General features: G+C 59.1%; 11 protein-coding genes. 7 read left to right on the forward strand and 4 right to left on the reverse strand.

The genetic code is table 11. The features are described 5' to 3' along the window. Positions 1 to 591: 591 nt before the first annotated feature. Both ruvB and ruvA read right to left on the reverse strand, forming a co-directional pair. Positions 592 to 1,602, reverse strand: a complete 1,011-nt coding sequence (gene ruvB / locus AACR14_RS07520) for a Holliday junction branch migration DNA helicase RuvB (RefSeq protein ID WP_005335744.1) — start codon at positions 1,600 to 1,602, stop codon at positions 592 to 594. A gap of 8 nt (positions 1,603 to 1,610) precedes the next feature. Further along, positions 1,611 to 2,225, reverse strand: coding sequence for a Holliday junction branch migration protein RuvA (gene ruvA, locus AACR14_RS07525; RefSeq protein ID WP_005335746.1), 615 nt, complete (start codon positions 2,223 to 2,225; stop codon positions 1,611 to 1,613). Positions 2,226 to 2,485: 260 nt separating this feature from the next. Between ruvA and AACR14_RS07530 the strand changes: the two genes are divergently transcribed. Next, positions 2,486 to 4,495, forward strand: a complete 2,010-nt coding sequence (locus AACR14_RS07530; RefSeq protein WP_019445707.1) for a methyl-accepting chemotaxis protein — start codon at positions 2,486 to 2,488, stop codon at positions 4,493 to 4,495. A gap of 81 nt (positions 4,496 to 4,576) precedes the next feature. Here the strand turns inward: AACR14_RS07530 and lysE are convergent, their stop codons facing one another. Together lysE and AACR14_RS07540 are read right to left on the reverse strand one after the other, a co-directional pair. Next, positions 4,577 to 5,185, reverse strand: coding sequence for an L-lysine exporter (gene lysE, locus AACR14_RS07535; RefSeq protein ID WP_026034965.1), 609 nt, complete (start codon positions 5,183 to 5,185; stop codon positions 4,577 to 4,579). Positions 5,186 to 5,380: 195 nt separating this feature from the next. Further along, a complete protein-coding gene (locus tag AACR14_RS07540; RefSeq protein WP_019445709.1) occupies positions 5,381 to 6,157 on the reverse strand; it encodes a helix-turn-helix transcriptional regulator in 777 nt (258 codons plus the stop codon). Between the two features lie 62 nt (positions 6,158 to 6,219). Between AACR14_RS07540 and AACR14_RS07545 the strand changes: the two genes are divergently transcribed. The 6 genes from AACR14_RS07545 (at position 6,220) to AACR14_RS07570 (ending at position 13,762) form a co-directional block, all read left to right on the forward strand. Then, positions 6,220 to 6,858, forward strand: a complete 639-nt coding sequence (locus tag AACR14_RS07545) for an acyl-homoserine-lactone synthase (protein WP_026034966.1) — start codon at positions 6,220 to 6,222, stop codon at positions 6,856 to 6,858. A 209-nt stretch (positions 6,859 to 7,067) separates the two neighbouring features. Next, a complete protein-coding gene (locus tag AACR14_RS07550) occupies positions 7,068 to 7,967 on the forward strand; it encodes a LysR family transcriptional regulator ArgP (RefSeq protein WP_019445711.1) in 900 nt (299 codons plus the stop codon). A 99-nt stretch (positions 7,968 to 8,066) separates the two neighbouring features. Beyond that, on the forward strand, positions 8,067 to 10,103 hold the full coding sequence (locus AACR14_RS07555; protein WP_019445712.1) for an exoribonuclease II: 2,037 nt from the start codon (positions 8,067 to 8,069) through the stop codon (positions 10,101 to 10,103). Positions 10,104 to 10,357: 254 nt separating this feature from the next. Then, positions 10,358 to 11,998, forward strand: coding sequence for a sensor domain-containing diguanylate cyclase (locus AACR14_RS07560; protein WP_019445713.1), 1,641 nt, complete (start codon positions 10,358 to 10,360; stop codon positions 11,996 to 11,998). 4 nt (positions 11,999 to 12,002) lie between these two features. After that, positions 12,003 to 13,106: an EAL and HDOD domain-containing protein gene (locus AACR14_RS07565; RefSeq protein WP_005363003.1), complete on the forward strand. Its 1,104-nt coding sequence runs from the start codon at positions 12,003 to 12,005 to the stop codon at positions 13,104 to 13,106. A 65-nt stretch (positions 13,107 to 13,171) separates the two neighbouring features. Then, positions 13,172 to 13,762: an HAD family hydrolase gene (locus AACR14_RS07570; RefSeq protein WP_026034967.1), complete on the forward strand. Its 591-nt coding sequence runs from the start codon at positions 13,172 to 13,174 to the stop codon at positions 13,760 to 13,762. The last annotated feature ends 76 nt before the right edge of the window (positions 13,763 to 13,838 follow it).

Here is a 13,838-nt window from a genome sequence, read left to right on the forward strand (position 1 = left end):
TAAAACATTGATTTAAATCAATTTAAGAATTTAACATCCCGCCACTCGGTTTAATTTGAAAAGCGTGAATGACGCGCCTTTTTCCATGTTATCCGAGTCAGGCAATCTGATTCGAAAACTCAATTTAAAATTGCAAAGAATGCATACTCATGCGAACCAATTTCATCAATAAAGACATTAGATAAACTAATTTGAAGAGTGCAATTTTTCTTGTTTGCCGGGGTCGATTCGAACTCCTACAATGCGCCTCGCAGTGAGGGCATACCCCTGGATACAGGCCGGTTAATCCGGGTTCACGGTACGTATTCGACGATCAATTTGAACCTGTCTATTGGAATCGAAGATGAAAAAGTTTGTTGCTAAAACCATCCGTTACTACAAGCTTTCCTTTGTTCAGCTCTATCAACTGAACCGACTCTGAGAGCTCGCGACGGCTCACCTGTTTATTTTCCGGTCTGTGTCCAGACGCACTCACTGTCTGTGAACATCCATCCTGAATTGTCTTTGCCCACCGCATCCGCCGTGGGCTTTTTTTTGCCCGGATAACAAAAAACCGCCTTTGACGGCGGTTTCATGTTCAAACGACTGTTTTTACTTCTCATCTGGTCGCTGAAGACCGAAATGAGCGTAGGCTCGTGTGGTCGCAATCCGTCCTCTGGGTGTACGTTGCAGATACCCTTGCTGGATCAGATAAGGCTCCAGCACATCTTCGATAGTATCTTTCTCTTCCCCGATCGCGGCGGCCAGATTATCGAGACCCACCGGGCCCCCCATAAACTTGTCTATCACAGCCAACAATAACTTGCGGTCCATGAAGTCAAAACCTTCGTTATCGACATCCAGCATGTCCATGGCGCGGGCAGCAATGGGGCCGTCGATCCGGCCATCGGATTTCACCTGGGCAAAGTCGCGCACCCGCCTTAACAAACGGTTAGCAATCCGCGGCGTGCCGCGAGAGCGACGGGCGACCTCAATGGCACCATCTTCCGTCATGTCTAGCCCCAGACAACGGGCACTGCGGGAGACGATATCGGTCAGGTCCTTGACGTTGTAGAACTCCAGCCGCTGGACGATACCGAAGCGATCCCGCAGCGGGCTGGTGAGTGAACCGGCCCGGGTGGTGGCGCCGATCAGGGTAAAGGGAGGCAGATCCAGCTTGATGGAGCGAGCCGCTGGACCCTCCCCGATCATGATGTCGAGCTGGTAATCCTCCATCGCCGGATAGAGCACCTCCTCCACCACCGGGCTGAGGCGATGGATTTCATCGATGAACAGCACATCGTTCGGTTCGAGGTTGGTGAGCAGCGCCGCCAGATCGCCTGCTTTCTCCAGTACCGGGCCGGAGGTGGTCTTGATATTGACCCCCATCTCGTTGGCGACGATGTTGGCGAGGGTAGTCTTGCCCAGACCCGGCGGGCCGAAGATCAACAGGTGATCGAGCGCTTCACCCCGCTGACGGGCCGCTTCGATAAAGATCTCCATCTGCTCGCAGACGGTATCCTGACCGGTGTAATCAGCCAGCTTCTTGGGGCGGATAGCCCGGTCAATAATGTCATCCTCACGGGCGGCACTGGCCGAAATGAGGCGGTCTGCTTCAATCATCAACTACCTCATACCAGGCTACGCAGGGATTCACGGATGATATCTTCCACCGACATCCCCTCTTTGGCGATCTTGCTGACAATCTGACTCGCCTGCTGCGGCTTGTAACCGAGGGCCACCAGCGCACTGGCCGCCTCTTCGGTCACATCAGGTGCCCGCAATTCGGGCTCACTGGCTGGCAAGGTGACCATGGCCGGGGAGAAGAGGTCGTGACTGACCCAGCCCTTGAGGCGATCCTTCATCTCCACCACCAGCCGCTCGGCGGTCTTCTTGCCGACTCCCGGCAGTTTGACCAAAGAGCTTATCTCTTCACGTTCGACACTCAGCACGAATTGGGTAGCTGTCATGCCGGAAAGAATAGCCAGCGCCAGCTTGGGGCCGACTCCGTTGGTTTTGATCAGCTCGCGGAACAGTGCCCGCTCCTGTTTGTGGTTGAAACCATAGAGCAACTGGGCATCTTCCCGCACCACGAAGTGAGTATGGATGGTCGCTTCCTTGCCGATCTCCGGCAAATCATAGAAGCAGCTCATCGGCATCTGTACCTCATAGCCAACCCCGCCCACTTCCAGCAGGACCTCGGGGGGCTGCTTTTCAATGACAATGCCTCTCAAGCGACCAATCACGGCTCTCTCCTCACCAATACAACTATTCGTAAATTGGCTCATAGCATAAAGAATAACTGGATAAGTATCCAGCATAGGGCAGCAACACCCTTGTGGTCAGAGAGGCTTTTTATCCAATTTTCCACCATGCTTGATCGGGTGCAGCCAGTGCACGGGATGTTTCAGCGCCGCACCGGCCCCCGAGCGGGGGATAAATCACTACACTAAACCCGTTCGGAACCGAAACTGGTGCCAATGTCGATACCAAGGAAGGCCATCACATGAAAATTGTTACCACCTCCAATCTGGGTCTTGCCATATTGCTCGGCTGTACGCTGGGCATGGGGGTCGTTGGCTGGTATGGCAGCCAGCGGCTAGCCAATCTGCTCTCCTACGTACTGGGCGCCGCCTGGCAGACCGCCGACGGTGCCATGGAGGGCTCCATAGAGCTGGGCAATCAACAGCTACAGATTCAGAAGATGCAAAACGGCACCCCGCTCAATCGCGCCGAACTCGATGCAGCCAAGGCGGCGACAGATGACGCGCTGGCCCGGGTCAGCCAGGGGCAGCTCATTGATGGTGCGGCCCTTGCCACCATGGAGCAGCACAAGCAGGACTATCAACAGCAACAAGAGAAGCTGCTGGCGCTCTATCACGCCTATACCGAGGTGGATCAGGCACTGCATCACAACGCCGATCTGATGGCTCGCCTCTCGACCCAGCTGGAGGTGATTGGCGACGGCGCGGTCGAGGCGCTGACCCAATCCCCCGACCAGACCATCAGCTGGAACAGCGGCCTCTCCACTCGCTGGGAAGCGGCCGACGGGGGGATGGAATCCAACATAGGCTTTTTGCGCCAGCTCTATGCGCTGGAGAAGATGCGCAGACAAGGAGTCACAGAGGCGATCAAGGCCGAGCTGAAAGAAGCGACCGAGTTCTACCACGAAGCAATCGACAGCATGCTCGGCACCGGGCTGTTCGATATCGAGGGAACCGGCGAATTTGCCGGCAAGACACTGTCGGCAGAGTATCGCGCCCTGTTGGCCCGGCATCAGCAACTGATGGGACAGTGGGTCGATGCGCTCGGCAGCTATCAGGCCCAGCAGTCCGCCTATGAGGTCAGTGCCGATGAGCTGCGACAACAGCTGGTTGCCATCGAGGAGAGCGGCGATGCCACTGTCGAGGATCAGGTGGCCCAGCTCAACGGCATCATCAGCCAGATCCGAACCCTGCTGCTGGGTGGCCTGTTGCTGAGCCTGATCATGGTCACCCTCTGCGGCTTCTGGCTGACCCGCAAACTGGTAACCCCGCTGCTGCAAGTGGACAAACGAATGCAGGATATCGCCGCCGGCGAGGGAGATCTCAACGCCCGCATCAACCTGCAACGGGATGACGAGATAGGTTCGCTGGCCAACAGCGTGGATCGTTTCATCGAGAAATTGCAGAAGATGATCAGCTCCACCATGGACAACAACCAGCACATCAGCGAACACGTTCACACCTCGGTCAACCGGGTGGAGGCAATCAGCCAAAGCAGCCGCCAGACCGCCGAACATGCGCTGGCCCTGCACCACGACAGTGAACAGATGGTGCAAGTCGCCACCGGTATCTCGGACAACTGCAGCATGGCGGCCCACAATGCCAATGAGGTGCGCCAGCTGACCACCGAGAGCAGCCAGTATGTCGCCTCCGCCAGCGCGGGCATGCAGCGGGTGGTACAGGAGGTGAGCGAGTGTGCCATCGCCATCAACTCCCTCAAGGAGCAGGCGGGTCAGATTGGCCAGATCATCTCCACCATCAGCGGTATCTCGGAGCAGACCAACCTGCTGGCTCTCAATGCGGCCATCGAAGCGGCCCGCGCGGGGGAGATGGGGCGTGGCTTTGCGGTGGTTGCGGACGAGGTGCGCACCCTGGCCAATCGCACCGCGACATCAAGCGCCGAGATCAGCCAGGTGATCAGCAACATCCAGCAGCAGACCGAAACCGCCTATCTGATGATGCAGCGCAACCTCAAGACGGTAGAGTCCGGCATGCAGGACTCCGAGAACACCAAGCAGATCCTGTTCAAGGTGGAAGGCGCCATCGACCAGCTGGCCGACATGGTGCAGCAGGTGGCCGTAGCCACAGGGCAACTGTCACACACCCTGAGCCACTCCTCTGACAAGGTCTCCGGCATCAGTCTGCAAGCCAGAACCGGCGAACAGGAGGCGCAGGAGTGTCTGCAACTCGCCTCCTCGCTCCATCAAGCCAGCCTGCTGCAACAGCGCCTGCTCTCCCAGTTCAGGGTCTGACCCCTTTCAATAGCAAAGATGCCACTCATGTGAGTGGCATCTTTTTGTTACCGGTCGCTCATTCCTGCCGCCTTAACTTCCTCAACGTCCTATGGCCAGTTGAACAGCCAGGCTCAACATGATGATGCCTACCAGCAGATCGATCCCCTGCTGCACCCGGCTGCGGGCCAACCAGGGCGCCAGTGCCGCAGCCCCCAGCGCCAGCGAGTAGAACCACACCAGCGAGGCCAGCATGGCCCCCGCAGCAAAGGCCGGACGCAGGGACTCGCTCACCTGACTGCCAAGGGAGCCGAGCAGCATCAGGGTATCGAGATAGACGTGGGGATTGAGCAGCGTAACTCCCAGCGTCATCGCCAGCACGCTTTTGGCCCCCATCTGCTGAGCAGAATCGGCAAGTCCCTCCCCCTTACCGCGCCAGGCACTGAGCAGGGAACGGCCACCAAACCAGCCGAGAAACAGCACGCCACCCCAGGTGAGTAGCGCCATGCCGAGGGGGCTGGCGGCCAGCACATTGGCCCCGCCAAATACGCCGATAGCAATCAGGGTGAGATCGCAGAAACTGCAGAGCGTGGCCGTCAGCAGATGGTGATTGCGATGGATGCCCCGGCTCAGCACAAAGGCATTCTGGGCGCCGATGGGGATGATCATGGCCAGACCGATGGTGAAGCCTTGCAGTGTCGTTGCGAGCATCATGGAGAGTACCGTTCGAAATGATGAATGAGCGGCACTATAGCGATGGCGGTTCCTTCTTAAAAATTCATTGATTTACTGATTGATTCATTTTGCTAATCAGCCTGAGTCACCAAAGCCCCATCCGAAACCAATAGTCAATAGCAGGATCTGACAATTGAGAGTCCGCCGCTCAGCCCCGAGAATCAACAGGTTCTATTGCATCAGCTTGGGGAAGTTGGTGACAACTACATGCTCAAGATTCGGCAGCAAAATGCCACTGCTAATCCCCTTGGCAATGGCCTGATAACGATTCATGGAGCCAGTTTTGCGAGTGACCTGATTGAGGTGGTAATTCACCGTACGCTCGGTGATCCCCAAAATGCAGGCGATCTCCCCCGATGTTTTCCCCTCACTGGCCCAGAACAGGCATTCGGTCTCACGATCCGTCAGGGCGGCTTGTTGATCCGAATCCCTCAGGCGCACAACCCTGATCGCAGCCTCGAAGATGTAATTGGCCATCCAGGAGAGGATCGGCGAGGACTCCAGCAACAGATCGCTCGAGGCCCGCTCGGACGTGATAAAGGAGAGGATCCCGTTCTCCCCGGCTGCGCCGTGCAGAGGGAAGGAGATGCCATTGCGCAAGCCGAACTCGGCGGCCAGTCCCATCACGTCCATGCTTCCCTCTTGCAGAAAGCGAGCCCGCTCATCGAGGCGGTTCCAGTAGATGGGCAGAGTCTGCTTGCGTGCCAACTGAATCACGGGGTCGCACGCCAGCATGTTGTTATCGGTATAGGTCTGTACCCAAGAGATAGGGCACTGATTAAACAGTACCACTTTGGGTCTTTGCATCGACATCGGAATGATCAGGGTAAAGCCGTAATAGTCATAACCCATATCGACCGTAAAGCGACCGATCAATCCGGCAAGACGGTCACCATCCGTCACCGAAGTGAAATGTTCCAGATACTCAAACAGTTGCTCTTGTTTCATATGCTAGCCCCCCTGGCCAAGCTTCTGATTATAACGGCGAACAGGCAGAGAGAGAGTTCATAATGTTGGTTTTCAAAGGAAAATTGAGAGATCACCCACGAAACGCCGTAGAGAACGAACTCTATCAATTTCGAAATCGCGTCTTTTCCGACCGGCTAGGCTGGGACGTCGAGTCTTACCACGGTTTGGAACGCGACCGCTTTGACACGCCAGACACCCATTGGGTACTGGTCGAAGATGAACAAGGAGTCTGCGCCTGTATCCGTCTACTCAGTTGCGCCAGCGCCTATATGTTGCCCAGCATTTTTCCCACCGCCCTTGCCGGTGAAAACGCGCCCCGCACTCCCGAGATCTGGGAACTCACCCGTCTGGCTATCGATGCGACCCGCGCTCCGTGCATGACCAATGGTGTCAGCGAGCTGACCTGCGTACTCCTTCGGGAGGCCTATGCGTTTGCTACAGCCAACGGCATCAAAGAGTTTGTTGGTGTAGCCAGCCTGCCCGCAGAACGCATTTTCCGCCGTCTCGGAATCCCTATGGCTCGTCTGGGCCACCGCCAAGCGGTAGATCTCGGTGCAGTTAAAGGTGTCGGCCTGCGCTTTTATCTGGATGAGCGATTTGCCCTAGCGGTCTCGCAGCCGCTTATCGGACACTATCAAACCGCCACCTATCGCTCGCATGAGTTAGCGACCCAGATATAAAAAATCCCGGGAAAACAGGCCCGGGATAAACGTATCGCTGTATCGCTATGACCCCGCAGGGCTGCCCCCTGCGGTCTCTAGCAGTATGCCTTCCTTACAAGACAGACCACCACTGTCAGATATCACAGCGCAACGCCCCTTCCACCGCCCATTGTTGTCCCATGCCGAGTGACGTAGAGTCAGCCCTTGGGCAACGGAAGGGAGAGAAGATGAAAGAGCTGGACTACAAACTGCTGCGGGCACTGGATGCGGTACTGCAGGAGCAGAACTTCGATCGGGCGGCCAAGTCGCTCCATATCACCCAGTCGGCCATCTCCCAGCGGATCAAGCAGCTGGAGCAACAGTTTGCCGAGCCGCTGCTCATGCGCAGCCAGCCGCTGCAGGCCACGCCACTCGGCCAGAAACTGCTGGCCCACTATCGGCAGGTACACCAGCTCGAGCTCGAACTGGCGGGGGAGCTGACTCCCGATGAGCCGCAGGGGCCAATCCGGATCAGTATCGCAGTGAACGCCGACAGCCTGGCCACCTGGTTTTTGCCCGCCATTGCCCCCTTGTTGAAACAGCACCCCATCGAACTCAACCTGCTGGTCGATGACGAGAGCCGCACCCTCGACAAGGTCCGCGAGGGTCAGGCCTTTGGTGCAGTCAGCCTGCATCCCCAACCGCTGGCGGGTTGCTGCATCGACGAGCTCGGTGAAATGAACTATCTGCTTACCGCCAACCCCGCCTTCGTTGCCCGCCACTTCCCTCGCGGCCTGACCCGTGAGGCTCTGGCCAAGGCACCGGCGGTGGCGTTCGATCAGCGCGATGACATGCATGTGAGCTTTATGAGAGAACACTTCAGTCTGGAGCCCGGCGGTTACCCCTGCCACACGGTCCACTCGTCAGAGGCCTTCGTCGCCATGGCCGAACAGGGGTTGGCCTACTGTCTCATTCCCGAATTGCAGATAAGAGGCCAGCTCGCAGGCGGGTCACTGCTCAACCTCAGTCCCGACCACGTCCTGACGGAACGCCTCTACTGGCACCGCTGGGTACTGGAAAAGGGGGTGCACAAGCAGCTCTCCCAACGCCTTATCGACCATGCCAGATCGCAGTTGAAACCACGCTGAGCAGGCCATTCACCTTGGCTTTGCAGGGCTAAAAACGTATAGTGCTGGGCGATCCTTCATCAGGTCTCCACCCAGGTTTTCACTTCAGGTTCCTCACTTATGTTCCAAGACAATCCGCTGCTGGCCCAGCTCAAGCAACAAATCCGCGAAAACATCCCGAAGAAAGAGGGTGTGATCCGCGCCTCGGACCGGGGCTTCGGCTTTCTGGAAGTCGATGAGAAGACCAGCTATTTCGTGCCGCCTCCCTACATGAAGAAGGTGATGCACGGTGACCGGGTGACCGCCCTGATCCGCACCGAAAAAGAGAAGGAAGTGGCCGAGCCGGATACCCTGCTGGAGCAGTCCGTCACCCGCTTCGTGGCCCGGGTCAAGATGTTCCGTGACCGCCTCAACGTGGTGGCCGACCATCCGCTGATCAAGGATGCCATCAAGGCCCGCGTCAAGAAGGGTCTGGATGAGAAAGAGTTCAAGGAAGGTGACTGGGTGGTGGCTACCCTCAAGCGCCATGCGCTGGTCGACGGCAACTTCTCTGCCGAGATTATCCAGAAGATCGCCGCCCAGGAAGATCACAATGTGCCCTGGTGGGTAGTGCTGGCGCGCCACAATCTGGCCCAGGTCGAGCCGGCTGACTTGCCGGAGTGGAAGGTGATCGAAGAGGAAGAGCTGCCCCGTCGCGATCTGACCAAGGTGCCCTTCTTCACCATCGACGGTGCCAAAACCAAGGATATGGACGATGCGCTGGCCATCACCAAGCTGGACAACGGCTGGGAGTTGCTGGTTGCCATCGCCGACCCGACCGCCTATGTGGCCGAGGGAAGCGAGCTGGACAAAGAGGCCGCCCAGCGCGCCTTTACCGTCTACATGCCCGGCCGCAACGTGCCGATGATCCCGCGCACCCTCTCCGACGAGCTCTGCTCCCTGAAAGAGGGTGAGGAGCGCAACACCCTGTGTGCCCGTCTGCTCATCGCCGAAGACGGTCTGCTGCTGGAGGAGACCGAGTTCTTCGCCGCCCGCATCTGCTCCCACGCCCGTCTCAACTATGACGACGTCTCCGACTGGGCCGAGCATGGCAAAGAGTTGGCTATCGACGCAGGCGTACTGGCCCAGCTGCCGCTGATGAAGGCGATGACCGAAGCACGCATCGCGTGGCGCACCGAGCATGCGCTGGTATTCCCGGATCGTCCCGACTACGACTTCGAGCTGGGCGAGAATGGCGAAGTGCTGGCTATCCACGTCGAGCCGCGCCGCATCGCCAACCGCATGGTGGAGGAGTCGATGATCGCCGCCAACATCTGCGCCGGTCGCGTGCTGGGCAAGAGCGTCGGTTACGGCATCTTCAACGTTCACACCGGCTTTGACGAAGAGTCCCTCGACGGCGCCATCGACCTGCTGAAAAGCGCCGAAGCCCCGTTCGAGCGCGACGAGATCGCCAGCCTCTCCGGCTTCTGCGCCCTGCGCCGCTGGATCGACAACCTCGACACCCGCTGGCTGGATGGCAAGATCCGCCGCTTCCAGAGCTATGCGCTGATGTCCTCCGAACCGGGCGCCCATTACGGTCTGGGTCTGGATGCTTACGCCACCTGGACCTCCCCGATCCGTAAATACGGCGATATGGTCAACCATCGTCTGCTCAAAGCGGTCATCGCCGGCAAGACCCCGGGTGAGCGCCCGAGCACCGAGCTCACCGAGCATCTGACCGCCTGCCGCCGTCTGCACCGCATGGTGGAGCGCGACATCGGCGACTGGCTCTATGTCCGTTACCTGAAAGCCGCGGCTGGCACCAATCAGGTGTTCAATGCCGAAATCATCGACGTGATGCGTGCCGGTCTCAAGCTGCGTCTGCAGGAGAACGGCGCCGTGGTCTTCCTGCCTGCCCGTCACATCCTCGACAACAAGGATCGACTGGAGTGCAACTGGGACAACGGTCGCGTCTATCTGGACAAGACTGAGGTGGTCTACGAGCTCGGCCAGATCATCGAGGTGAAGCTGACCGAAGCGGTAGAAGAGACCCGCTCCCTTATCGCCAAACCGGCAGTGGATCTGGTGCCGGGTCCGGCACCGGAAGCCCCGGCGGCCGAGAGTGCGCCAGCCGATAGCAGTGAAACACCCGCTGAGGCTGCCCCCAAGGCAGAATAAGCCGCGCAGAATCATCTGATCTGCCCGAGAGCCCGCCATCGTGCGGGCTCTTTTTTACCCGGCATCCCGCCCTACAAGCTGCCATATATACCGTTATGGCACACAGTTCTAGCCACGATTGGCAGAGAATGCAGTGAATGTCTCCACCAGAATGGCTTAATGCAACCATTATGTGCGCCACCTCTCCTTTCTGACATATTAATCAAGGAGAAATATGTCTATACTCGCTTGGGTACAATCCAAGGAATATTGGCATGCAGGAATGGGACCCGGAACACTTCACCAACTTCGCTCAGTTATGCGAAGTGAGCCTCGCCACCATCCGTGAAAAGACCGATGCCGAACGCCTCTACCTCTGGCTGAAAGCCCCCGAACCACAGCTCTACAGCTTTCAGCTCGATCAGGGGCTGACCACGCTTGATCTCGCCCATCTCGGCCAACTGACCCTGCCCCACCACCTGATCGACAAGGCGATGGAGAAGGGACAACTGGTGATCGAGCAGCTCCAAGCACCGCCGGATCCCGGCGAAAATGTGGAGCCCGCCCAGCCGCAGTTACGCGCCTGTTTCCCTCTCAAGCGTCACATGAAACTGGAAGGGGTCATCTATCTGGAGACCCGCCGCCGCATCGACCGCCTCTCCTCCCACCAGCGTCAGGGTATCCAGCTCCTTATTCACTATCTGACGGCCGAGCTCAGCAATCACCTGCTCTCCAGCCAGGTCAATCAGGAGCGGGACCAGCGGCTCCATACCCAGACCGATCTGGTACAGAGTCAGGCACTGCAGGGCTCCTTCCTCACCATGTTGCAGGCGCTGCACATGGTCAGCGTCACCCTCTCCCGCAGTCGCAGCGAGAACGATTTGCTGCGGGATGCCGTGCTGCTGGCCCGCAAGGAGCTGCAGTTCGATCGGGTCGCCATCTTCCTGATCGAACCCGATGGCAAGACCATGCGTGGCACCTGGGGCACCAGCGAGGAGGGCGAGCTGATGGATGAACACAACTTCATCAGCCCCATTCCGGATCACCCGACGGTGCAAGAGGCGCTCAGGCGCAAGGACTACGTACTGGTGATGGAAGATACCCCCCTCTACTACGAGAAGCAGCAGGTGGGCCGTGGCTGGAACGCCATGGTATCGCTATGGGATGGCACCACCCCCATCGGCTGGATCGCCGCCGACAACCTGCTCTGGCACCGGCCGCTCAAAGCCTATCAGAGCGAGATCTTCAAACAGTACGCCGCCATTCTGTCACAACTGCTGATCCGCCAGCGCACCCAGGAGCAGCTGGAAACCCTCAACCGCCAGCTGGAGGCCCGGGTCGCCGAGCGCACCATGCAGCTGGCCGAGACCAACCGGGCGCTGGAGGAGGCCAATCACCGCCTCTCCCTGCTGTCGCTGGAAGATCCCCTCACCGGCATCGCCAACCGGCGCCAGTGGGACATCACCATGCAACGGGAGTGGGAGTGGGCACGGCGCACCCAGAACCTGCTGGCGGTATTGATGATAGACGTCGACGAGTTCAAGGCCTACAACGACCACTTCGGCCATGCCAAGGGGGATCTCTGCCTGCAACAGGTGGCCCATGTGCTGCGGGATGCAGAGCGGCGCTGTACCAATCTGGTCGCCCGTTACGGCGGGGAGGAGTTCGTCATTCTGCTCTGCGCCCCCCAACCCGGTGAGGCCGAACAGCTGGCCGGACGGATCCACGATGGTCTTGCCCGCTTGAAAATGCCCCATCCCGCCTCGCGGGTTGCTGATTTCATTACGGTTAGCATAGGCTTTAGCTATCTGGTTCCCTCCCAAGACGGAGCATGGCAGACCCTGACTGAACAGGCTGACCAGGCGCTCTACCACGCCAAGTCACAAGGGAGGGCGCGCACTCTGGCCTATCGGTGATCCCATGCTGTTGCGTCGCTACCCTATCTTCAATCGTCGCCTGGCTCTGGTGGCCTACGGCATCGACTATCAGCTCAGCTCACCGGCCGAATGGCCTTCACTGGCGCAACATTGCCGCCTGCTGGCACAGGGGCGTCAATATCTGGTGCCCTTCACCCACGAACAGCTCGATGAACAGCGTCCCATGCTGCTGGATCAGGACGCGATCCCGCTGGTTGAAGCCTCCAGTGAACGCCAGCCCAACTCGTTCCCGGTGCTGGAGCAGTGGCGCGACAGTCGGCGCAGACTGGCGGTGCACGGCGCCAACCGGGATCCACGCTGGCTCGGCGCCAGCCGCCTGCTGGTGTACTGGATGGGGGAAGAGGGGATCTGCCAGCCCACCGAGCACAAGCGGATGGCGCTGAACATCGAAACCTGGGCGGATTTTCTCCCGCTGCGGGAGGCGGGGGTCGACTTCTTTGCCGGCGGCTTTCTCGCCCGTCCCGAGCTGGTCAATCAGCGGGCCAACCAGCCCGATATGGCGCTGGTACAGCAGATCCTCCAGCTCATCTGCCACGAGGAGTTCTCCTTCGCCCAGGTAGCCCGCCTGCTGGAGCAGGATGCCTGGCTGCCCGGCCTGCTGCTCACCTACGTCAACGCCCCCGGCTTCGATCATGCCGCCCCCATCACCTCGGTGCCCCGCGCCCTCTCCTATCTGGGGGAGCAGGAGATCCGCAAGTTCGTGTTGATCAACGGTCTGGCCCGAGTGAGCCAGCACATGCCGGAGGCCTGCACCCGCATGGCCATCGCCCGCGGCCGCTTCTGCGAGTTGATTGCCCTCACCGCCCTCGGTAAAGCGGAGGCAAGCTGGGCCTTTCTGGTGGGACTGGTGCTCGATGGTTCCCTGCTGTCGGAGCCGCTGATGGCCCACCTGCCCAAGAGCGTGCAGCGCGCCATCGAACTGCACGAAGGGCCACTCTTTCATCTGTTTCAGCTGGTCAGCACCTATGAACAGGGCAACTGGGCCCTGCTGGAACAGCTTGCCCCCAAATATCAACTCGATCCGGCCCAGCTCACCCCCGTCTATTTTCAGTCACAAATGTGGGGGCAAGCGTTTCTCACCAGCTAGGTGATGGCGAGGCGGAGAGCCACTGGCTAGAATGGGCTCCCTTTTTTCAGAGACTGACCCGCACCATGACGCTTTCCGGATTCCAAGGCTTGGTCTTTGACCTTGATGGCACCCTGGTCGACTCCATGCCGCTGCACCTCGCCGCCTGGGAACATACCGCCCGTGAGTTTGGCTTTCGCTTCGATGCCGACTGGTTCTATGAACTGGGTGGCATGCCGAGCCGCAAGATAGCCCTGCTGGTCGCACAGGAGCAGCAGCTCCCCCTCGATCCGCTCGAAGTCACCCGCTGCAAGACCGCCCACTATGTGGCCAACCTGCACAAGGCGACCGTCTTTCCCGCCATGCAGGCGCTGGTCGAGCGCTATCATGGCGTCATCCCGATGGGGATCGGCACCGGCTCGCCGCGCATCAATGCCGAGGCGGTGCTGCGCAACACCGGGCTGGATCGCTACTTCTCCGTGGTGGTCACCGCAGACGATGTGGAGCTGCACAAGCCCAATCCGGACACCTTCCTGCTGGTCGCCAGCAAGCTGGGGGTCGAGCCATCAGGCTGTCTGGTGTTTGAAGATACCGGTATCGGGGTACAGGCCGGAGAAGCGGCGGGTATGCAGACCTGCATGGTCAAAGAGGGCAAGCCGGTCGGCATAACAGCGTAGTGCGGAAAAAATATCGCCCTGCAAGGGGCGATAACCGGAACCGGCTCTCATACGGGACATGAATGAAAATGAGAGC

Source organism: Aeromonas sp. 159, from assembly GCF_963862045.1.
In the GTDB taxonomy this organism is placed as follows: Bacteria; Pseudomonadota; Gammaproteobacteria; order Enterobacterales; family Aeromonadaceae; genus Aeromonas; species Aeromonas veronii.

What these genes read in the sequence shown, in the direction of transcription:
- AACR14_RS07530 (WP_019445707.1), top strand. Translation starts at nt 2,486, where the DNA reads ATGAAAATTGTTACCACCTCCAATCTGGGTCTTGCCATATTGCTCGGC.
- AACR14_RS07555 (WP_019445712.1), top strand. Translation starts at nt 8,067, where the DNA reads ATGTTCCAAGACAATCCGCTGCTGGCCCAGCTCAAGCAACAAATCCGC.
- AACR14_RS07540 (WP_019445709.1), bottom strand. Translation starts at nt 6,157, where the DNA reads ATGAAACAAGAGCAACTGTTTGAGTATCTGGAACATTTCACTTCGGTG.
- AACR14_RS07565 (WP_005363003.1), top strand. Translation starts at nt 12,003, where the DNA reads ATGCTGTTGCGTCGCTACCCTATCTTCAATCGTCGCCTGGCTCTGGTG.
- AACR14_RS07560 (WP_019445713.1), top strand. Translation starts at nt 10,358, where the DNA reads ATGCAGGAATGGGACCCGGAACACTTCACCAACTTCGCTCAGTTATGC.
- ruvB (WP_005335744.1), bottom strand. Translation starts at nt 1,602, where the DNA reads ATGATTGAAGCAGACCGCCTCATTTCGGCCAGTGCCGCCCGTGAGGAT.
- AACR14_RS07550 (WP_019445711.1), top strand. Translation starts at nt 7,068, where the DNA reads ATGAAAGAGCTGGACTACAAACTGCTGCGGGCACTGGATGCGGTACTG.
- AACR14_RS07570 (WP_026034967.1), top strand. Translation starts at nt 13,172, where the DNA reads ATGACGCTTTCCGGATTCCAAGGCTTGGTCTTTGACCTTGATGGCACC.
- AACR14_RS07545 (WP_026034966.1), top strand. Translation starts at nt 6,220, where the DNA reads ATGTTGGTTTTCAAAGGAAAATTGAGAGATCACCCACGAAACGCCGTA.
- lysE (WP_026034965.1), bottom strand. Translation starts at nt 5,185, where the DNA reads ATGCTCGCAACGACACTGCAAGGCTTCACCATCGGTCTGGCCATGATC.